Raw genomic sequence first — 21,355 nt, 5'->3', positions numbered from 1 at the left:
AAAGTCACTCGTCTAAATCCCTATGCGTGATTCAACTCAAAAGCGCGTGATCGTCGGCATGTCCGGCGGCGTCGACTCCTCCGTTTCCGCCCTCCTGCTCCTGGAGCAGGGTTATCAGGTGGAAGGCCTGTTCATGAAGAACTGGGAAGAGGACGACGGCACCGAGTACTGCACCGCCATGGACGACATGGCCGACGCCCAGGCCGTCTGCGACAAGATTGGCATCAAGCTGCACACCGCCAACTTTGCCGCCGAATACTGGGACAACGTGTTCGAGCACTTCCTCGCCGAATACAAGGCCGGACGCACGCCGAACCCGGACATCCTGTGTAACCGCGAGATCAAGTTCAAGGCCTTCCTCGATTACGCCCTGATGCTCGGCGCCGACCTGATCGCCACCGGTCACTATGTGCGCCGCCGCGATATCCACGGCCGCACCGAACTGCTCAAAGGGCTCGACCCGAACAAGGACCAAAGTTACTTCCTGCACGCGGTCGGTGGCGAGCAGCTCGCCAAGACCCTGTTCCCGGTCGGCGAGCTGGAGAAGCCCGCAGTCCGCGCCATCGCCGCGAAGCACGAGCTGGCCACCGCGAAGAAGAAGGACTCCACCGGCATCTGCTTTATCGGCGAGCGCCGCTTCAGCGACTTCCTCAAGCAATATCTACCAGCCCAGCCCGGCAACATCGAGACCACCGAAGGCGAAGTTATCGGTCGCCACCACGGCTTGATGTACCACACCATTGGCCAGCGCCAGGGCCTCGGCATCGGCGGCCTCAAAGACGCCGGCGAAGAACCTTGGTATGTACTGATCAAGGATCTCGAGCGCAATGTGCTGATCGTCGGTCAAGGCAACGAGCATCCGTGGCTGTTCTCCAGCGCCCTGCTGTGCTCGGAAATCTACTGGGTCAACCCCGTCGACCTGAGCAGTCCTCGGCAACTGACGGCCAAGGTGCGCTACAGACAGGGCGATCAGGCCTGCACCCTGGAAAAAACCGCGAACGGCTACCGCGCCGTATTTGCCATGCCCCAGCGCGCCGTTACCCCCGGCCAATCCGTGGTGTTCTACGACGCTGAGATCTGCCTCGGTGGCGGTGTGATCGAAACAGCCGAGCCCTGGAGCAGCAAGGATAAGCGCGCATGACGCCGACACAGGAACAACTGGTCGCCCTCGGCGGCGTGTTCGAAGCCGCCTTTCTGGTGGATCAAATTGCGCGCACCGGCCAGATCAGTGAGGCCTCGCTCGGCTGCATGCTGGGCAGCCTGATGGTTCGCGACCCGAAGGACACCCTGGAGGTCTATGGTGGCGACGATCTCAACCTGCGCAATGGCTACCGTGCACTCATCAGCGCCCTGGAACGCGACCCTGCCAGCCTGCAGCGCGAGCCACTGCGGTACGCTCTGGCAATGCTCGGCCTGGAACGTCAATTGGCCAAACGCGATGACCTGCTGCAGGTCATCGGCAGCCGCCTCGATCAGATCCAACAACAGGTGCAGCATTTCGGCCTGGTACACGAGAACGTCATCGCCGCCAGTGGCGGCCTCTACCAGGACACCCTGAGCACTTTTCGCCAGCGCATTCAGGTGCATGGCGACATGCGCAACCTGCAACAACCGAGCAACGCCTCGAAAATTCGCGCCCTGCTGCTCGCAGGCATCCGCTCCGCACGCCTGTGGCGCCAGCTCGGTGGTCATCGCTGGCAGCTGGTTTTCAGCCGACGCAAGCTACTCAAAGACCTCTATCCACTGCTGCGCGGCTGACGCATGGCCACCCTAATCGCCAGCCGCGCGGTCAAGCCCGCACAGGGCGCTGCGCTACTGGCGCTGTCGGCGCTGTTGTTTTCCTTGATGGGTGTCGGTATCCGTGAAGTCTCCAACAGCGTCAACAACGAGTCCGTGGTGTTCTTCCGCAACCTGATTGGCGTGCTGTTCTTCCTGCCGCTGATCCTGTTTCGCGGAATTCGCCCACTGAAGACCCTACGCCTGAAGTCGCACCTGTGGCGCACCGGCTACGGCCTCGCGGCGATGTACTGCTTCTTCTATGCCATCGCCCATCTACCGTTGGCAGACGCCATGCTCTTCACCTACTCGGCCCCGGTATTTACCCCGTTGATCGCCTGGTGGTGGCTGAAAGAACCGTTAACCAAGCGCATGCTACTGACCACCGGCATCGGTTTGCTCGGCGTCCTGCTGGTGGCAAAACCCTCCGCAGCGCTGCTCGACAGCCAGGCGCTGATCGGTATCGCCGCGAGTATTTTGGCCGCGCTCGCCTTTGTCTCGATCCGCGAGATGAGCGACACCGAACCCGCCTTTCGCATCGTGTTCTACTTTTCGTTGTTCAGCGCCCTGATCTCCGCACTTCCGCTGACCTGGTCCTGGCAACCCTTGCAGCCCCATGACCTATGGCTGCTGCTGATCATCGGGCTACTCGCCACCACCAGCCAGATCATCATGTCGAAAGCCTACAGCCTGGCGCCACCCGGCCTGATTGGACCCTTTGCCTACCTGGCCATCGTCTTCGCCGGAATCATCGCCTGGCTACGCTGGGGCGAAACGCCGGATCTGACCTCGTTGCTCGGCGCCAGCCTGATTTTTACCGCTAGCCTGCTAGCGCTCCCTCGACGGCGCGCCTGACGCTGATCGGCCAGCACAAGTCTGAGCCTTTTTTCATGTATAATTCGCGCCCCTTTTCGTCGCCCGACTGTCCGAGAACGCCCCATGCAGCTCTCCTCGCTCACCGCGGTATCCCCCGTTGATGGCCGCTACGCCAGCAAAACCAGCGCTCTGCGCCCAATCTTCAGCGAATACGGCCTAATCCGTTTTCGCGTCATGGTCGAAGTCCGTTGGCTGCAACGCCTGGCCGCGCATGCCGGCATCCCGGAAGTCGCGCCCTTCTCCGCCGAAGCCAACGCCCTGCTCAACACGCTGGCCGAAGACTTCCAACTGGAGCACGCCGCGCGCGTCAAGGAAATCGAGCGCACCACCAACCACGACGTTAAAGCCGTGGAATACCTGCTCAAGGAACAAGCGGCGAAGCTGCCGGAACTGGCCAACGTCAGCGAATTCATTCACTTCGCCTGCACCAGCGAGGACATCAACAACCTGTCCCACGCCCTGATGCTGCGTGAAGGCCGCGACAGCGTACTGCTGCCACTGATGCGTCAGATTGCAAATTCGATCCGTGAACTGGCCGTGCGCTTCGCCGAGGTGCCGATGCTTTCGCGCACCCACGGCCAGCCGGCCTCGCCGACCACCCTCGGCAAAGAACTGGCCAACGTGGTGTATCGCCTGGAGCGGCAAATCGCCCAGGTCGCCGGCGTACCGCTGCTGGGCAAGATCAATGGCGCCGTCGGCAACTACAACGCGCACCTGTCGGCCTACCCGAACGTCGACTGGGAAGCCAACGCCCGCGAATTCATCGAGCAGGAGCTGGGCCTGGGCTTCAACCCCTACACCACGCAGATCGAGCCGCACGACTACATTGCCGAGTTGTTCGACGCGGTTGCCCGCTTCAACACCATCCTGATCGACTTCGACCGCGACATCTGGGGCTACATCTCCCTCGGCTATTTCAAGCAGCGCACCATCGCCGGCGAAATCGGCTCGTCGACCATGCCGCACAAGGTCAACCCGATCGACTTCGAGAACTCCGAAGGCAACCTGGGTATCGCCAACGCGCTGCTCCAGCACCTGGCCAGCAAATTGCCGATCTCGCGCTGGCAGCGCGACCTGACCGACTCCACTGTGCTGCGCAATCTCGGCGTCGGTTTCGCCCACAGCGTGATCGCTTACGAAGCCAGCCTCAAAGGAATCAGCAAGTTGGAGCTCAATGCTCAACGAATTGCTGAAGACCTGGACGCCTGCTGGGAAGTGCTGGCCGAACCGATCCAGACCGTGATGCGCCGCTACGGCGTGGAAAACGCCTACGAGAAGCTCAAAGAGCTGACCCGCGGCAAAGGCATCAGCGCCGAAGCCCTGCAAAGCTTTATCGACGGCCTGGCCATTCCAGCCGCAGCCAAGGTGCAACTCAGAGCGCTGACTCCTGCCGGCTACGCGGGCAATGCCGCGGCTCAGGCCAAGCGTATCTGACCGCTACCGCCCTTTTGCACGCCCGGCTGTGCCGGGCGTTTTTATTTAAGGGCTTAGATCTATTTCAAGGGCTTAGACATGAATCCTGATATTCCTCTTCAACTTCTGGGTGGCATCACCGCGCGCGAGTTCCTGCGCGACTACTGGCAGAAGAAGCCGCTGCTGATTCGCCAAGCGCTGCCGGACTTTGAAAGCCCGATTTCCGCAGACGAACTGGCCGGCCTGTCCCTGGAGGAGGAAGTCGAATCGCGCCTGGTCATCGAACACGGCGAGCGCCCTTGGGAGTTGCGTCGCGGCCCCTTCGGCGAAGACGACTTCAAATCCCTGCCCGAGCGCGACTGGACCCTGCTGGTGCAAGCGGTCGACCAGTTCGTGCCGGACGTTGCCGAGCTGCTGCAGCATTTTCGCTTTCTGCCGAGCTGGCGCATCGACGATGTGATGATCAGCTTCGCCACGCCTGGCGGCGGCGTTGGCCCGCATTTCGACAACTACGACGTATTTCTGCTTCAGGGCCAAGGACAACGGCGCTGGAAAATCGGCCAGATGTGCGATGCCGACAGTCCGCTGCTGGCGCACGCCGATCTGCGCATCCTGGCCAACTTTGAACAGACCGACGAATGGGTGTTGGAGCCCGGCGACATGCTCTATCTGCCGCCACGTTTGGCTCACTACGGCACTGCCGAGGACGACTGTATGACTTATTCCGTGGGTTTCCGCGCACCTAGCGCCGCCGAAGTACTGACCCATTTCACCGACTTCCTCGGCCAGTTCTTGCCCGATGAAGAACGCTACAGCGATGCTGGTGCCGCGCCGGCTAGCGATCCCCACCAGATTCAACGCGACTCGCTGGATCGCCTGAAGGCCCTGCTCGCCGAGCACATGGGCGATGAGCGCCTGCTGATGACCTGGTTTGGCCAGTTCATGACCGAACCGCGCTACCCCGAGCTGGTCGCCGGCACCGAGCTGAGCGAAGAAGAGCTGCTCGGCAGCCTGGAGGATGGCGCCGTCCTGGTGCGCAACCCCAGTGCTCGCCTAGCCTGGTCCGAAGTGGGTGAGGACCTGGTGCTGTTCGCCAGCGGCCAGAGCCGCCTCTTGTCGGCCAGCCTGCGAGAGCTGCTCAAACTGATCTGCGCCGCCGAAGCGCTGCATATCGACAACCTCGACCAATGGCTGGTCGACGACGAGGGGCGTAATCTATTGCTGGAATTAGTCAAACAAGGAAGTTTGGAGTTTGCCGATGAGTAGCCAAATCCACGTGCGGGTTGCCAACTGGCAGAAGGACAACGCCGATCTGCGCCGCATTCGTGAAACGGTGTTTATCGCCGAACAAGCCGTACCGCCGGAACTCGAGTGGGATGCCGAAGACGCCAGCGCCGTGCACTTTCTGGCGCTGGATGGCGACTATGCCATAGGTGCGGCCCGCCTGCTGCCGGACGGCCACATCGGTCGAGTTTCAGTCCTGAAAGACTGGCGCGGCTTGAAGGTTGGCGATGCCCTGATGAATGCCGTGATTGCCGAGGCCGAGCGCCGCGGCCTGAAACAGCAGATGCTCAGTGCCCAAGTACATGCCTCGCCCTTCTATGAGCGTCTAGGCTTTGCCATTGTCAGTGGCGAATTTCTCGACGCCGGCATTCCCCATGTGGACATGGTGCGCCATAGCAGCCAGGAGCCTGGCTGACTTTGGCACCCGTAGCCCTAAGCCAGACAGGCTCCTAGAGGTCACGATGAACGACGAAAACGCCCCGTCAGCTGAAAACGACGCCGAACCAGTAGAACTGCCGGCCATCGAATTCCAGTCACCGGGGCGTTTTACTGTGCACAACCCGCAAGCGGTGGCGCCTGAAGCCGAGCGCTGGGAGCCCGCCCCCTTCATCCTCGGCAGCCACCAACCGCTGGAGCGCTTTAGCCAACCGCCAGAAGCCCGCGCCCATGCCCTGGCGCTAGTACAGCAGGCCCAACGCAGCCTGTGCCTCTACAGCGCCAATCTCGAGCCCTGGCTCTACCACCACAGCAGCGTGCAGGACGCCTGCGCCCACTTTCTCCTTGCCCACCCGAAAAACCGTCTGCGCATCCTTCTGCGCGATTCCACTCGCGCCGTGAAAGAGGGGCACCGCTTGCTGCAACTTGCCCGCCGGCTACCCAGCAGCCTGCAAATCCGCAAGCTGCACCCGAGTTATCCAAGCGAAGAGATCGCCTTCCTACTGGCTGACGGCAACGGCCTGCTACTGCTCCCAGAACTCGGCCAATACGCCGGCTACGCGCTCTACCATGACCCTGCTCGCGTCCGCCTGCGCCAAACGCAATTCGACCAAGCCTGGGACACTAGCGTCACCGACCCCGATCTACAGAGCTTTCTGCTATGACCCCACGCGCCCTACTCGCCGCCTTGCTGTTTGCCTTCAGCCTGCCGCTGCTGGCCGCGACCGAGGTCATTGCACTGAACTACCGCAGCGCCGAAGAGGTTTTGTCCGTGGTGCAGTCGGTACTCGGCAATGAAGGCCGGGTCAGCACCTATGGCAACCAACTGGTCGTCAACGCACCAGCGGCAAAGATCCAGGAGGTGCGTGACCTGCTCAAGCAATTGGATACCCAGCCCAGGCGACTGCTGATCAGCGTCGATACCAGCGAGTCGAACTACCAGAATGACCGCGGCTATGCCGTCAATGGTTCAGCCAGCGCCGGCGGTGCGGACATCCAGGCCGGCCAAGGCGAAATCAACGGCCGAGATCAGGTCCGCATCATTCGCCGCAGCACCGAGAGCCGGGGCGGCGGCACCCAGCAGGTACAGGTCACCGAGGGCTATCCGGCGCTGATTCAGGTCGGCCAAAGCGTGCCGCTGACCACTACCACTAGCGACCCTTACGGGCGCGTCTACAGCAACACCGAATACCGCGATGTCACTCGTGGCTTTTACGTCACCGCCAGCCTTACCGGTGATCTGGTGCACGTCAGCATCAGCAACAACAATGACCGCCTCAGCCAAACCCAGCCCGGCGCGATCAACGTGCAAAGCACCGATACCCGGGTCACCGGCCGCCTCGGCGAATGGATCACCATTGGTGGCGTCAATGAGGACTCCCAGGCCGATCGGAGCGGGTTTCTACGCCATCGCTCGACCCAGGGCCGCGAAGACATGACGCTACGGCTGAAGGTCGAGGCTCTGGACTAGTGACGCCCCGCGCCTGACCGAACAGTCACTTTTTCAATTATGTAGTAGTAAAAAAAAAGCACTACAAAACGTTTGACGAAGCTGTTTGCGGAGGGCATCATTGCCCTGCTCCCGCTAATCAGGGGCCCTAGCATGGGCCTCCGGGTCGCGCTCTACTTACCGTAGAGCCGATTCGTGTTTTACCGCCCACAAGGCAGTTCGACGAGATTGCGACTGGAACGAAGTTGTCCTGAGGGACGGGGAAGCGTTTTAGCGTATCAGCCAGATAGACAGATTCAGCCTACTGAGTCGCCCAACGGCATCCACGAGCCGGCAAGCGTCAAATGACTCCGGTCATCCACAGCAGCTGTCGTCATCGAACTGTTCGTCTCTTCATCCCCCTCCTTGGTTTCAATCTCGTCTCTGTCGATATTTCGGCGCCTGCGGTTATACCGCCCGCGACAAAACTTTTCTGTACATAGGTTTTGGGCGGGAAGTTTCGTGCTCAACGAATCATCAACTTTGAAGGATTGACCATGTCAGCTTATCAAAACGACATCAAAGCAGTTGCCGCCCTGAAAGAAGTCGCAGGCAGCAGCTGGAGCGCTATCAACCCTGAGTCCGTCGCCCGTATGCGCGCTCAGAACCGCTTCAAAACCGGTCTGGATATCGCCAAGTACACTGCAGCCATCATGCGCAAAGACATGGCTGAGTACGATGCCGACACTTCTGTGTACACCCAGTCCCTGGGCTGCTGGCACGGCTTCATCGGTCAGCAGAAGATGATTTCCATCAAGAAGCACCTGAAGACCACCGATAAGCGTTACCTCTACCTGTCCGGCTGGATGGTTGCCGCGCTGCGTTCCGATTTCGGCCCGCTGCCTGACCAGTCCATGCACGAGAAAACCGCCGTTTCCGGCCTGATCGAAGAGCTGTACACCTTCCTGCGTCAAGCTGACGCTCGCGAGCTGGACCTGCTGTTCACCGATCTGGACGCCGCCCGTGCCGCTGGCGACAAAGTCAAGGCAGATGAAATCCAGGCTCAGATCGATGGCTACGAAACTCACGTAGTGCCGATCATCGCCGACATCGACGCCGGTTTCGGTAACCCGGAAGCCACCTATCTGCTGGCCAAGAAAATGATCGAAGCGGGTGCTTGCTGCATCCAGATCGAAAACCAGGTTTCCGACGAGAAGCAGTGCGGCCACCAAGACGGTAAAGTCACAGTTCCGCACGAAGACTTCCTGGCCAAGATCAACGCGGTTCGCTACGCATTCCTCGAACTGGGCGTTGACGACGGCGTGATCGTTGCCCGTACCGACTCCCTGGGTGCCGGCCTGACCAAGCAAATCGCTGTGACCAAGCAAGCAGGCGACCTGGGCGACCAGTACAACTCCTTCCTGGACTGCGAAGAAGTTTCCGCTGCCGACCTGGGCAATGGCGACGTGGTGATCAACCGCGGCGGCAAACTGCTGCGTCCCAAGCGCCTGCCGAGCAACCTGTTCCAGTTCCGCGCTGGCACTGGTGAAGACCGCTGCGTACTGGACTGCATCACCTCGCTGCAGAACGGCGCCGACCTGCTGTGGATCGAAACCGAGAAGCCGCACGTTGGCCAGATCGCTGCCATGGTCAACCGCATCCGCGAAGTCATTCCGAATGCCAAGCTGGTTTACAACAACAGCCCGTCCTTCAACTGGACCCTGAACTTCCGCCAGCAAGTGTTCGATGCGTTCGCTGCCGAAGGCAAAGACGTTTCCGCCTACGACCGCGCCAAACTGATGAGCGTCGACTACGACGAAACCGAACTGGCTCAAGTGGCTGACGAGAAGATCCGCACCTTCCAGCGCGATGGTTCCCGCGAAGCGGGCATCTTCCACCACCTGATCACTCTGCCGACCTACCACACCGCCGCGCTGTCCACCGACAACCTGGCCAAAGGTTACTTCGCAGACCAGGGCATGCTGGCCTACGTGAAAGGCGTTCAGCGTCAAGAGCTGCGTCAGGGCATCGCTTGCGTGAAGCACCAGAACATGGCTGGCTCCGACTTGGGCGACAACCACAAAGAGTACTTCGCTGGCGAAGCTGCTCTGAAGGCCAGCGGTAAAGACAACACCATGAACCAATTCCACTAATTCTTCTTAGAGTTAGCTTGGATTGATTCATTAAGATTCGGCTTAAGGTGTTAGAAAAAGGCGAGCTTCGGCTCGCCTTTTTTGTGCCTGGCAGTTGCGGTTTTTTCTTTTCGTGCGATGACGCACAGCCACTGTCATTACTTCGTCGCCTTCCGTCGTTAGCGTCAAGGCTCCGTCGATTGCCCTGAGGAGCCGAATCTTGAGCCCTGACAACAAAGACACCGTGCTGTTTGGCAACGGTGATGAGTTACCCAGCAACCACTCCCGCAACCCACATCTCAACGAGCTGATCGCCGACCTCGGTCGTCGCCAGGTACTAGCCGGTGGCGCCGCGCTTGGTGCACTGGCCTTCCTCGGCGTCGCCCTACCGGATGCGGCACAGGCCGCAGAGCCCGCCAGCGCAGCCTTAGGCCTGCCTTTCAAGCGCCGTAGCCGCTTGCCTTTCACTCCCGTAGCGGTAACCCGCGCCGACAGCATCACGGTGCCGCAAGGTTACAAGGTCAGCGCTTTTATCCCCTGGGGCACGCCGATCACCGGCCGCTATCCGGCGTTCCTCGAGGACGCCAGCAACAGTGCCCAGGACCAGGCGGAACAAATCGGCATGCACCACGACGGCATGCACTTCTTCCCCATCGACGCCCCGCGCAGCTACAGCCAGGGACACCGCTCTGATCACGGCCTGCTGGTGCTCAACCATGAATATGTGGACGCACCGCTACTGCATCCGAACGGCCCGACCGCGGTGAACGGCAAGCGCGTCAATGCCGATGAAGTCCGCAAGGAAATTAACGCTCACGGCGTCTCGGTGGTGGAAATCCGCCGCAATGTACGCGGCGACTGGGAAGTGCTGCCCAGCGCACGCAACCGCCGCATCACTGCCGCCACGCCGATGCAGATCAGCGGCCCGGCGCGCGGTCATGCCCTGCTCAAGACCCGCTACAGCCCGGACGGCACGGCCGCCCGCGGCACCCAGAACAACTGCTCGAACGGCTTCACACCTTGGGGCACCTACCTGACCTGCGAGGAAAACTGGGCCGGTTACTTCGCCAGCCGTGACGCCGACTTGCCGCGCGAGCTGAAGCGCTATGGCCTGCGCAGCCGCAGTCGCTTCGGCTGGGACACTTTGCCCGGTGATGAATTCGAACGCTTCGATGCCACCCGCAAGGCCGCCGATGCCAGTGGCGATTATCGCAACGAGCCCAATCACTTCGGCTGGATAGTCGAGATCGACCCCTTCGACCCAGACTCCGTGCCCGTCAAGCGCACGGCCCTCGGTCGGTTCGCCCACGAGGGGTTGATCTTCGCCCCGATGAAACCGGGCAAGCCCGTGGTCTGCTACTCCGGCGACGACTCGCAGAACGAATACATCTACAAGTACGTCAGCCGCGACAAATATCGCCCCGGCCGCAGCGATGGCCGCCTGCTGGATGAGGGCACGCTCTATGTGGCGCGCTTCAACGCCGATAGCAGCGGCGACTGGCTGCCACTGGATATCGCCGACGCCTCCTTCCAGGCCGCCTGCGTCACCGCCGGCGTGAGTTTCGCCGACCAGGGCGAAGTCTTGATCAACACCCGCCTGGCCGCCGATATCGTCGGCGCGACCAAGATGGACCGCCCGGAATGGGGAGCCGTACATCCGGATACCGGCGAGGTGTATTTCACGCTGACCAACAACACCACCCGCACCACGCCAGACGCCGCCAATCCGCGCCCAACCAACGCCTACGGCCATATCATCCGCTGGAACGAGGAAAGCCGTAATCATGCCGGCACCCGCTTCACCTGGAACCTGTTCCTCCTCGCCGGCCCGCAAAGCGACAGCCGCGGGCCAAACGCTGCTCCGCTGGATGCCACGAACATCCTCGCCAGCCCGGACGGCCTCTGGTTTGACGATGAGGGCCGACTGTGGATTCAAACCGACATGAGCGGCAGCCAGTTGAGCACAGGGCCCTTCGGCAATAACCAGATGCTGGTGGCCGACCCCAAAAGTGGCGAGATGAAGCGTTTTCTGGTCGGCCCACTAGGTGCCGAAATTACCGGCATTGCCGCCACTCCGGACTTCCGCACGCTGTTCATCAACATCCAGCACCCCGGTGAAGGTTCGACCGCCAATAACCTGCTCAGCACCTGGCCGGACGGCCCAGGCAAACGACCACGCTCAGCAACGGTAATCATCACCCGCGAGGACAACCGCCGCCTGCTCTAACAGGCTGGCCGAAATGCCAAGCGCACGTGACCGGCCAGCCCTGGTCGGTCACTTTTCCCCTACACAACCCGGCCCTTCATTTGATTGCGACAGTAGGAGTGATCACGCCAGCCACGGTTGGCCACAGGGTAGTTTTGCCTGATTAAGGACAGAGACTCAGCGCCGAGCCAGAACATCTACTTGCAACGCGGATATAAGCCAGCAACTCGCGATCTACAGCAAGATATTTAAGACCATTAATGATAATGAATATTATCCTCATTAAAAATCTTCTTCATAAGCGCACAGCTCATGGATAAAAGCCCAAGGCCGTAGACTGCCGCATAAGCCCGCCCTCTCTGGCCTAGCGCCAAGCAAAGAGGCCATAACCTGGCCGCTAAGTTAATTTTTTATAAGGAAAAATTTACTTACTGAGGCAGACACGCATAAAATTAGAGGAATAGATTGCCGGCCAAGCATTAGCTACCCGCAACTTCCACCTTTAAATGAATTCGCCGTTCCTTGTCTAAGGAGTACCGGCATGCCTGTTGAAGCTGTCGTCACTATGTCCCACAACTGGGGCTTCGCTATTTTCCTGTTGGGTGTCGTAGGCCTGTGCGCCTTTATGCTCGGCGTATCCAGCCTGCTTGGCAGCAAGGCCTGGGGGCACAGCAAAAACGAGCCCTTCGAATCCGGGATGCTCCCCACTGGCAGCGCTCGTCTGCGCCTGTCGGCAAAATTCTATCTGGTCGCGATGCTCTTCGTGATCTTCGACGTTGAAGCCCTCTTTCTCTTCGCCTGGTCGGTGTCCGTTCGCGAAAGCGGCTGGGCCGGCTTTATCGAAGCTGCAATTTTTATAGCAATTCTGTTGGCAGGTCTTGTCTACCTTTGGCGTATCGGGGCGCTCGATTGGGCTCCCGAAGGTCGCCGCAAGCGGCAGGCGAAGCTAAAACAATGAGGCTTTGGCGATGCAATACAAACTCACCAGGATCGACCCGGATGCGCCTAATGAGCAGTATCCGATCGGCGAGCGGGAGACAGTTCCCGACCCGCTAGAAGGCCAGGTCCACCGCAACATCTACATGGGCAAACTGCAAGACGTGCTGAATTCGACGGTCAACTGGGGGCGTAAAAACTCTCTGTGGCCGTACAACTTCGGCCTGTCTTGCTGCTACGTGGAGATGACCACCGCCTTCACCGCTCCCCATGACATCGCCCGCTTTGGTGCCGAAGTGATTCGTGCATCACCGCGTCAGGCCGACTTCATGGTGATCGCCGGCACCTGCTTCATCAAAATGGCACCGATCATCCAGCGTCTCTATGAGCAGATGCTCGAACCCAAGTGGGTCATCTCCATGGGTTCGTGCGCCAACTCTGGCGGCATGTACGACATTTACTCGGTAGTCCAGGGGGTCGATAAATTCCTCCCAGTGGACGTCTATGTGCCTGGCTGCCCTCCACGCCCTGAAGCCTTTCTGCAAGCCTTGATGTTGTTGCAGGAGTCGATTGGCCAGGAGCGTCGCCCACTTTCCTGGGTCGTCGGTGATCAAGGCGTTTACCGCGCCGACATGCCGTCGCAAAAGGATGCGCGCCGCGAACAGCGTATTCAGGTTACCAACCTGCGCAGCCCCGACGAAGTGTGATCTCGTTCTTTCCAAAAGAAAGCCAGATTCACTCTTTACGTTGACTGAAAGCGACCGAGACCATGACTGCAGACACCGCTCTGTACATCCCGCCTTACAAGGCTGACGACCAAGACGTCGTCGTTGAATTGAATTCCCGCTTTGGCGCTGAGACCTTCACCGTCCAGGCGACCCGCACCGGCATGCCGGTACTTTGGGTTGCCCGTGAACGGCTCATCGAAGTCCTGACCTTCCTGCGTCAGCTACCCAAGCCTTACGTCATGCTTTACGACCTGCACGGTGTCGATGAGCGCCTGCGCACCCAGCGCCGCGGTCTTCCCGGCGCCGACTTCAGTGTGTTCTACCACCTGCTGTCGATTGAGCGTAATAGTGACGTAATGATCAAGGTGGCCTTGTCCGAGGGCGACCTGAATCTGCCAACCGCCACCCACATCTGGCCCAATGCCAACTGGTACGAGCGCGAAGTCTGGGACATGTACGGCATCACCTTTGCCGGCCACCCGCATCTGACCCGGATCATGATGCCGCCGACCTGGGAAGGTCACCCGCTGCGCAAGGACTACCCGGCGCGCGCCACCGAATTCGATCCGTTCAGCCTCTCGCTCGCCAAACAGAATCTGGAAGAAGAAGCCGCACGCTTCAAACCGGAAGACTGGGGCATGAAGCGCTACGGCGAGCACGAGGACTACATGTTCCTCAACCTCGGGCCGAACCACCCTTCGGCTCACGGTGCCTTTCGCATCATCCTGCAACTGGACGGTGAAGAGATCGTCGATTGCGTACCGGAAGTCGGTTACCACCACCGTGGTGCCGAGAAGATGGCCGAGCGTCAGTCCTGGCACAGCTTCATTCCTTACACCGACCGCATCGACTACCTCGGCGGGGTGATGAACAACCTGCCGTACGTGCTGGCGGTGGAAAAGCTGGCCGGGATCAAGGTGCCGGACCGGGTGGACTTTATCCGCGTGATGCTCGCCGAGTTCTTCCGCATCACCAGCCACCTGCTGTTCCTCGGTACTTATATCCAGGACGTCGGCGCGATGACGCCGGTGTTCTTCACCTTCACCGACCGCCAGCGCGCCTACACGGTGATCGAAGCCATCACCGGCTTCCGCCTGCACCCGGCCTGGTACCGCATCGGCGGGGTCGCCGCCGACCTGCCGCGCGGCTGGGACAAGCTGGTCAAGGACTTCGTCGACTGGCTGCCCAAGCGCCTCGACGAATACGAGAAGGCTGCCCTGAAGAACAGCATTCTCAAAGGCCGCACCGTAGGCGTCGCCCAGTACAACACCAAGGAAGCGCTGGAATGGGGCGTCACCGGCGCCGGCCTGCGCTCCACCGGCCTGGACTTCGACCTGCGCAAGGCCCGTCCCTACTCCGGCTACGAGAACTTCGAGTTCGAGATACCCCTGGCCCACAACGGCGACGCCTATGACCGCTGCATCGTCCGTGTCGAAGAGATGCGCCAGAGCATCCGCATCATCGACCAGTGCCTGCGCAACATGCCGGAAGGTCCGTACAAGGCCGACCACCCGCTGACCACGCCGCCGCCGAAAGAGCGCACGCTGCAGCACATCGAGACCCTGATCACCCACTTCCTGCAAGTCTCCTGGGGCCCGGTGATGCCGGCCAACGAAAGCTTCCAGATGATCGAGGCGACCAAGGGCATCAACAGCTATTACCTGACGAGCGACGGCGGCACCATGAGCTACCGCACCCGGATTCGCACCCCAAGCTTCCCGCATCTGCAACAGATCCCTTCGGTGATCCGTGGCAGCATGGTGGCGGACTTGATCGCGTACCTGGGCAGTATCGACTTCGTTATGGCCGACGTGGACCGCTGATATGCCCCAGACTATGAACAGCACGCTGATTCAAACCGACCGTTTTATCCTCAGCGATGCCGAGCGTTCGGCCATCGAGCACGAGTTGCACCACTATGAAGACTCGCGTGCGGCGTCCATCGAAGCGCTGAAAATCGTGCAGAGTGCCCGCGGCTGGGTGCCGGATGGCGCCATTGCCGCCATCGGCGAAATCATCGGCATCCCGGCCAGCGACGTCGAAGGTGTGGCCACCTTCTATAGTCAGATCTTCCGTCAGCCCGTCGGCCGCCACATCATTCGCGTCTGCGACAGCATGGTCTGCTACATCGGCGGCCATGAGTCGGTGGTCAGCAGCATCCAGCAACAGCTCGGTATCGGCCTCGGCCAGACCACCGAAGATGGCCGTTTCACCCTGCTGCCGGTGTGCTGCCTGGGTAACTGCGACAAGGCTCCGGCACTGATGATCGACGACCACACCTTCGGCGACGTACAGCCGGACGGCGTGGCCAAACTGCTGGAGGCCTACGTATGACATCCACTCTGTCCAAGCGCCTGACCTCCTTCGGCCCCGCCAACCTGATCACGCGTACCGCGGAAACCCATCCGCTGACCTGGCGCCTGCGTGACGACGGCGCGCCGGTCTGGCTCGACGAATACCAGGCCAAAGATGGCTACGCCGCAGCGCGCAAAGCCTTCGCCCAGATGTCCCAGGACGACATCGTCCAGACCGTCAAGGACTCCGGCCTCAAAGGCCGTGGCGGCGCCGGCTTCCCCACTGGCGTGAAGTGGGGGCTGATGCCCAAGGACGAATCCCTGAACATCCGCTACCTGCTGTGCAACGCGGATGAGATGGAACCGAACACCTGGAAAGACCGCATGCTGATGGAGCAGCTGCCGCACCTGCTGATCGAAGGTATGCTGATCAGTGCTCGTGCGCTGAAAGCCTATCGCGGCTATATCTTCCTGCGGGGCGAGTATGTCGACGCGGCAACCAACCTCAATCGCGCCGTCGAGGAAGCCAAGGCCGCCGGCCTGCTCGGCAAGAACATCCTCGGCAGCGGTTTCGATTTCGAGCTGTTCGTCCACACGGGTGCCGGGCGTTACATCTGCGGTGAAGAAACCGCCCTGATCAACTCCCTCGAAGGCCGTCGCGCCAACCCGCGCTCCAAGCCGCCCTTCCCGGCTGCCGTTGGCGTATGGGGCAAGCCGACCTGCGTGAACAACGTCGAGACCCTGTGCAACGTGCCGGCGATCGTCGGCAACGGCGTTGACTGGTACAAGTCCCTGGCTCGCCCAGGCAGTGAAGACATGGGCACCAAGCTGATGGGCTTCTCCGGCAAGGTGAAGAACCCTGGCCTGTGGGAACTGCCGTTTGGCGTGCCGGCTCGCGAGCTGTTCGAGGACTACGCCGGTGGCATGCGCGATGGCTTCAAGCTGAAAGCCTGGCAACCAGGCGGCGCCGGTACTGGCTTCCTGTTGCCGGAGCACCTGGACGCACCGATGTATGCCGCAGGCATTGCCAAAGTCGGCACCCGTATGGGCACCGGCCTGGCCATGGCGGTGGACGAAAGCGTCAACATGGTTTCCTTGCTGCGCAACATGGAAGAGTTCTTCTCCCGCGAATCCTGCGGCTTCTGCACCCCTTGCCGCGACGGTTTGCCGTGGAGCGTCAAGGTGCTGCGAGCACTGGAGACGGGCCAGGGTCAACCCGGCGACATCGAAACCTTGGAGCAACTGGTCAACTTCCTCGGCCCAGGCAAGACCTTCTGTGCGCACGCACCGGGCGCCGTGGAGCCGCTGGGCAGCGCCATCAAATATTTCCGTCCGGAGTTCGAAGCGGGTATCGCCCGTCAGAGCAGTCCGGCCGTGCCGGCCCAGGTGGTCGGCGCGTAAGGCTTTATGAAGCGGCGGCCAGTGAATGCTGGCCCCGAGTCAAACCGTGATTCTATTAGCCAAGTCCGCCACAAGCGGGCCAACGAAGAAACTTGAATATGGCCACTATCCACGTAGACGGCAAAGCGCTCGAAGTCGACGGTGCGGACAACCTGCTACAGGCTTGTCTCTCCCTCGGCCTCGACATCCCCTACTTCTGCTGGCATCCGGCGCTCGGTAGCGTCGGCGCCTGCCGCCAGTGCGCGGTGAAGCAGTACAGCGACGAGAACGATAAACGCGGCCGCCTGGTCATGTCCTGCATGACCCCGGCTACCGATAACAGCTGGATTTCCATCGACGACGAGGAAGCCAAGCAGTTTCGCGCCAGCGTCGTCGAATGGCTGATGACCAACCACCCGCACGACTGCCCGGTGTGCGAGGAAGGCGGTCACTGCCACCTGCAAGACATGACGGTGATGACCGGCCACAACGAGCGCCGCTATCGTTTCAGCAAACGCACCCATCAAAATCAAGAGTTGGGGCCGTTTATCGGCCACGAGATGAACCGTTGCATCGCCTGCTACCGCTGCGTACGTTTCTACAAGGACTATGCCGGCGGCACCGACCTTGGTGTCTTTGGCGCCCACGACAATGTCTACTTCGGCCGCGTCGAAGACGGCACCCTGGAAAGCGAATTCTCCGGCAACCTCACCGAGGTTTGCCCGACCGGCGTATTCACCGACAAGACCCACTCCGAGCGCTACAACCGTAAGTGGGACATGCAGTTCGCCCCGAGCATCTGCCATGGCTGTTCGAGCGGTTGCAACATCAGCCCCGGTGAGCGCTACGGTGAGATCCGCCGGATCGAGAACCGCTACAACGGTTCGGTCAACCACTACTTCCTCTGCGACCGTGGTCGCTTTGGTTATGGCTACGTTAACCGCGAAGACCGCCCACGCCAGCCGCAACTGGCGGGCAGCAACGTCCAACTGAGCCTGGATGGCGCCTTGGACAAGGCCGCCGAGCTGCTGCGCGGGCGCAACATCGTCGGTATCGGCTCGCCGCGCGCCAGCCTGGAAAGCAACTTCGCCCTGCGCGAGCTGGTCGGCGCCGAGCACTTCTACTCCGGCATCGGCGCCACTGAGCTGGATAACCTGCGCCTGGTGCTGCAAGTGCTGCAGGACAGCCCGCTGCCGATTCCCTCGATGCGCGAAATCGAAGAGCACGATGCGGTATTCGTGCTCGGTGAAGACTTGACCCAGACCGCCGCGCGTATGGCCCTGGCCCTGCGTCAGTCGGTCAAAGGCAAAGCCGAAGCCATGGCCGACGCCATGAAGATTCAACCCTGGCTCAATGCTGCCGTGCAGAACATTGGCCAGCACGCGCTGAGCCCGCTGTTTATCGCCAGCCTGGCGGAAACCAAGCTGGACGACGTCGCCGAGGAATGCGTGCATGCCGCGCCGGACGATCTGGCCCGTATCGGTTTCGCCGTAGCGCACGCGCTGGATGCCAGCGCACCGGCCGTGGCCAACCTCGACCCGGAAGCGGCCGAGCTGGCTCAGCGCATCGCTGCGGCCCTGCTCGCGGCCAAGCGGCCGTTGATCATCGCCGGCACCTCGCTGGGCAATAAAGCTTTGATCGAAGCGGCGGCGAACATCGCCAAAGCGCTCAAGCTGCGTGAGAAGAATGGCTCCCTCAGTCTGGTAGTGGCCGAAGCCAACAGCCTCGGCCTCGCCATGCTTCTTGATAAGGAGCAGGGTGGCGACTCGGCTGACGCTGCGCTGCAAGCGCTGATCTCCGGCCAGGCCGATGCCGTGGTGGTTCTGGAAAACGACCTCTACACCCGCGCCGATGCGGCTGTGGTCGATGCGGCCTTGCAGGCCGCCAAAGTGGTGATAGTCGCCGACCATCAACAAACCGCCACCACTGCCCGTGCACACTTGATTCTGCCAGCCGCTAGTTTCGCCGAGGGCGACGGCACCCTGGTCAGCCAGGAAGGCCGCGCTCAGCGTTTCTTCCAGGTCTACGATCCGACCTTCTACGACGACAAAGTCATGGTTCACGAAGGCTGGCGCTGGCTGCATGCCCTGCGCAGCACCTTGCTGGATCAGCCGGTGGACTGGACGCTGCTCGACCACGTGACGGAAGCCACCGCGGCGAGCACGGCGCTCCTGGCCGGCATCCGCAATGCGGCACCGAGCGCCTCGTTCCGCATCAAGGGCATGAAACTCGCGCGCGAGCCGCTGCGTTACAGCGGTCGTACCGCCATGCGTGCCGATATCAACGTGCATGAGCCGCGTGCCTCGCAGGACAAAGACACCGCGTTCGCCTTCTCCATGGAAGGCTATTCGGGTTCCGCCGAGCCGCGTCAGCAGATTCCTTTCGCCTGGTCGCCAGGCTGGAACTCGCCGCAAGCCTGGAACAAATTCCAGGCCGAAGTCGGTGGCCATCTGCGTGCCGGTGATCCGGGCGCACGCCTGATCGAGCCAAAAGGTGACGGACTGTCCTGGTTTGCCAGCGCTCCGCAGCCTTTCAATCCGGCTCCGGGCACCTGGCAAGTGGTGCCCTTCTATCACCTGTTCGGCAGCGAAGAGAACTCGTCCCGCGCCGCACCGGTGCAAGAGCGCATTCCCCAGCCCTATGTCGCCCTGGCTAAATCCGAAGCGGATCGCCTGGGGGTGAATGACGGTGCCATGCTCAGCCTGAACGTGGCCGGGCAGGCGCTGCGCCTGCCGCTGCGCATCAGCGCGGAACTGAGCGCCGGCCTGGTGGCCTTGCCGGTTGGCTTGGCTGGAATTCCACCGGCACTCGCCGGCAAATCCGCTGACTCTCTACAGGAGGCCGCACAATGATGAATTGGCTGACTCCTGAAGTGATCGACGTGCTCCTGGCGGTGATCCGGGCCATAGTGATCCTGCTCACGGTGGTGATCTGTGGCGCGCTGTTGAGCTGGGTCGAACGCCGTTTGCTGGCACTCTGGCAGGATCGCTACGGTCCGAACCGGGTCGGGCCGTTCGGCATGTTTCAGATCGCCGCCGACATGGTCAAGATGTTCTTCAAGGAGGACTGGACACCACCGTTCGCCGACAAGGTGATCTTCACCCTGGCGCCAGTGGTGGCCATGAGCGCCTTGCTGATCTCCTTCGCGATCATCCCGATCACCCCGACCTGGGGTGTCGCGGACCTGAACATCGGCTTGCTGTTCTTCTTCGCCATGGCCGGCCTGTCGGTGTACGCCGTGCTGTTCGCCGGCTGGTCGAGCAACAACAAGTTCGCCCTGCTCGGCGCCCTGCGCGCCTCGGCTCAGACCCTGTCGTACGAGGTCTTCATGGGCCTGGCGCTGATGGGCATCGTGGCGCAGGCGGGCTCGTTCAATATGCGCGACATAGTCGACTACCAGGCGCAGAACTTGTGGTTCATCATTCCGCAGTTCTTCGGCTTCTGTACCTTCTTCATCGCGGGCGTGGCGGTGACTCACCGTCACCCCTTCGACCAGCCGGAAGCGGAACAGGAATTGGCCGACGGCTATCACATCGAATATGCCGGGATGAAATGGGGCATGTTCTTCGTTGGCGAGTACATCGGCATAGTGCTGATCTCGGCGCTGCTGGTGACCTTGTTCTTCGGTGGCTGGCATGGCCCGTTCGGTCTCCTGCCATCGATTCCGTTCATCTGGTTCGCGCTCAAAACCGGCTTCTTCATCATGCTGTTCATCCTGTTGCGCGCCTCTATTCCGCGCCCACGCTATGACCAGGTAATGGCCTTCAGCTGGAAGTTCTGCCTGCCACTGACCTTGATCAACCTGCTGGTGACCGCGGCGCTGGTGTTGTCCAACAGCCCGTCCGGCATGGCTCAGTGAGGAGACGAAAATGATCAAAGAAATCCTACACATAGTGCATGGCACCTATACCCAGGTGCGCAGCCTGGTAATGATCTTCTCCCACGCGTTTCGCAAGCGCGACACCCTGCAATACCCGGAAGAGCCGGTGTATCTGCCGCCGCGCTATCGTGGCCGTATCGTCCTGACCCGCGACCCTGATGGTGAAGAGCGCTGCGTAGCCTGCAACCTCTGCGCGGTAGCCTGCCCGGTCGGCTGCATCTCGTTGCAGAAAGCCGAAACCGAGGATGGCCGCTGGTACCCCGAGTTCTTCCGGATCAATTTCTCGCGCTGCATTTTCTGTGGCCTGTGCGAGGAAGCCTGCCCGACCACTGCAATTCAGCTCACTCCAGATTTCGAGATGGCTGAGTTCAATCGTCAGGAGCTGGTGTACGAGAAGGAAGACCTGCTGATTTCAGGACCTGGCAAGAATCCGGATTACAACTTCTATCGCGTTGCCGGCATGGCCATCGCCGGTAAGCCGAAAGGCGCCGCGCAGAATGAAGCCCAGCCCATCAACGTGAAAAGCCTGCTGCCTTAAGGACCAGTTTATGTCTGCTGCGCTTGGTGATGCTGCGTTGAAAACAGG

At 61.0% G+C, this 21,355-nt stretch carries 18 protein-coding genes; all 18 read left to right on the top strand.

Going from position 1 to position 21,355, the window contains the following annotated elements:
• Positions 1 to 22: 22 nt before the first annotated feature.
• The 18 genes from mnmA to nuoI all read left to right on the top strand — a co-directional run bounded on the left by mnmA (position 23) and on the right by nuoI (position 21,307).
• Positions 23 to 1,141 carry a tRNA 2-thiouridine(34) synthase MnmA gene (gene mnmA / locus FFS12_RS12695; protein ID WP_137887154.1) on the top strand — a complete coding sequence of 373 codons (1,119 nt, stop codon included), beginning with the start codon at positions 23 to 25 and terminating at the stop codon, positions 1,139 to 1,141.
• Positions 1,138 to 1,758: a high frequency lysogenization protein HflD gene (gene hflD / locus FFS12_RS12690; RefSeq protein WP_137887153.1), complete on the top strand. Its 621-nt coding sequence runs from the start codon at positions 1,138 to 1,140 to the stop codon at positions 1,756 to 1,758. The genes mnmA and hflD overlap by 4 nt, the downstream gene beginning before the upstream one ends.
• Before the next feature lie 3 nt (positions 1,759 to 1,761).
• A complete protein-coding gene (locus FFS12_RS12685; RefSeq protein ID WP_137887152.1) occupies positions 1,762 to 2,631 on the top strand; it encodes a DMT family transporter in 870 nt (289 codons plus the stop codon).
• Between the two features lie 84 nt (positions 2,632 to 2,715).
• The gene (gene purB / locus FFS12_RS12680) at positions 2,716 to 4,086 is read left to right on the top strand and encodes an adenylosuccinate lyase (RefSeq protein WP_137887151.1); all 1,371 of its coding nucleotides are present in this window, start codon (positions 2,716 to 2,718) and stop codon (positions 4,084 to 4,086) included.
• Positions 4,087 to 4,164: 78 nt separating this feature from the next.
• On the top strand, positions 4,165 to 5,331 hold the full coding sequence (locus tag FFS12_RS12675; RefSeq protein WP_137887150.1) for a cupin domain-containing protein: 1,167 nt from the start codon (positions 4,165 to 4,167) through the stop codon (positions 5,329 to 5,331).
• Complete coding sequence (locus FFS12_RS12670; protein WP_137887149.1) at positions 5,324 to 5,764, top strand: GNAT family N-acetyltransferase; 441 nt, start codon at positions 5,324 to 5,326, stop codon at positions 5,762 to 5,764. Before FFS12_RS12675 ends, FFS12_RS12670 begins: the two co-directional genes overlap by 8 nt.
• Before the next feature lie 46 nt (positions 5,765 to 5,810).
• On the top strand, positions 5,811 to 6,449 hold the full coding sequence (locus FFS12_RS12665; RefSeq protein WP_137887148.1) for a histone acetyltransferase HPA2: 639 nt from the start codon (positions 5,811 to 5,813) through the stop codon (positions 6,447 to 6,449).
• Positions 6,446 to 7,255, top strand: coding sequence for a secretin N-terminal domain-containing protein (locus FFS12_RS12660; protein ID WP_137887147.1), 810 nt, complete (start codon positions 6,446 to 6,448; stop codon positions 7,253 to 7,255). Before FFS12_RS12665 ends, FFS12_RS12660 begins: the two co-directional genes overlap by 4 nt.
• 515 nt (positions 7,256 to 7,770) lie before the next feature.
• Entirely contained in the window at positions 7,771 to 9,366 is a 1,596-nt protein-coding gene (locus FFS12_RS12655; protein ID WP_137887146.1) for an isocitrate lyase, read from the top strand.
• 199 nt (positions 9,367 to 9,565) lie between these two features.
• Positions 9,566 to 11,572 carry a PhoX family phosphatase gene (locus tag FFS12_RS12650; protein ID WP_137887145.1) on the top strand — a complete coding sequence of 669 codons (2,007 nt, stop codon included), beginning with the start codon at positions 9,566 to 9,568 and terminating at the stop codon, positions 11,570 to 11,572.
• Positions 11,573 to 12,092: 520 nt separating this feature from the next.
• Positions 12,093 to 12,509: an NADH-quinone oxidoreductase subunit A gene (locus tag FFS12_RS12645; protein ID WP_137887144.1), complete on the top strand. Its 417-nt coding sequence runs from the start codon at positions 12,093 to 12,095 to the stop codon at positions 12,507 to 12,509.
• A gap of 10 nt (positions 12,510 to 12,519) precedes the next feature.
• Positions 12,520 to 13,194, top strand: a complete 675-nt coding sequence (locus FFS12_RS12640) for an NADH-quinone oxidoreductase subunit B family protein (RefSeq protein ID WP_119952130.1) — start codon at positions 12,520 to 12,522, stop codon at positions 13,192 to 13,194.
• A gap of 62 nt (positions 13,195 to 13,256) precedes the next feature.
• Positions 13,257 to 15,038 carry an NADH-quinone oxidoreductase subunit C/D gene (gene nuoC / locus FFS12_RS12635; RefSeq protein WP_137887143.1) on the top strand — a complete coding sequence of 594 codons (1,782 nt, stop codon included), beginning with the start codon at positions 13,257 to 13,259 and terminating at the stop codon, positions 15,036 to 15,038.
• A 13-nt stretch (positions 15,039 to 15,051) separates the two neighbouring features.
• Positions 15,052 to 15,549, top strand: a complete 498-nt coding sequence (gene nuoE, locus FFS12_RS12630) for an NADH-quinone oxidoreductase subunit NuoE (protein WP_137887254.1) — start codon at positions 15,052 to 15,054, stop codon at positions 15,547 to 15,549.
• The gene (gene nuoF, locus FFS12_RS12625) at positions 15,546 to 16,910 is read left to right on the top strand and encodes an NADH-quinone oxidoreductase subunit NuoF (RefSeq protein WP_137887142.1); all 1,365 of its coding nucleotides are present in this window, start codon (positions 15,546 to 15,548) and stop codon (positions 16,908 to 16,910) included. Before nuoE ends, nuoF begins: the two co-directional genes overlap by 4 nt.
• A gap of 98 nt (positions 16,911 to 17,008) precedes the next feature.
• The gene (nuoG, locus tag FFS12_RS12620; RefSeq protein ID WP_137887141.1) at positions 17,009 to 19,741 is read left to right on the top strand and encodes an NADH-quinone oxidoreductase subunit NuoG; all 2,733 of its coding nucleotides are present in this window, start codon (positions 17,009 to 17,011) and stop codon (positions 19,739 to 19,741) included.
• Positions 19,741 to 20,748 carry an NADH-quinone oxidoreductase subunit NuoH gene (gene nuoH / locus FFS12_RS12615; protein ID WP_137887253.1) on the top strand — a complete coding sequence of 336 codons (1,008 nt, stop codon included), beginning with the start codon at positions 19,741 to 19,743 and terminating at the stop codon, positions 20,746 to 20,748. The genes nuoG and nuoH overlap by 1 nt, the downstream gene beginning before the upstream one ends.
• Before the next feature lie 10 nt (positions 20,749 to 20,758).
• The gene (nuoI, locus tag FFS12_RS12610) at positions 20,759 to 21,307 is read left to right on the top strand and encodes an NADH-quinone oxidoreductase subunit NuoI (RefSeq protein WP_137819229.1); all 549 of its coding nucleotides are present in this window, start codon (positions 20,759 to 20,761) and stop codon (positions 21,305 to 21,307) included.
• Positions 21,308 to 21,355: the final 48 nt, after the last annotated feature.

The organism is Pseudomonas sp. 2FE, from assembly GCF_005503735.1.
Taxonomy (GTDB): domain Bacteria; phylum Pseudomonadota; class Gammaproteobacteria; order Pseudomonadales; family Pseudomonadaceae; genus Aquipseudomonas.
The sequence above is the reverse complement of the archived record's forward strand: the minus strand, read 5'-3'. Positions and strand labels throughout refer to the sequence as shown.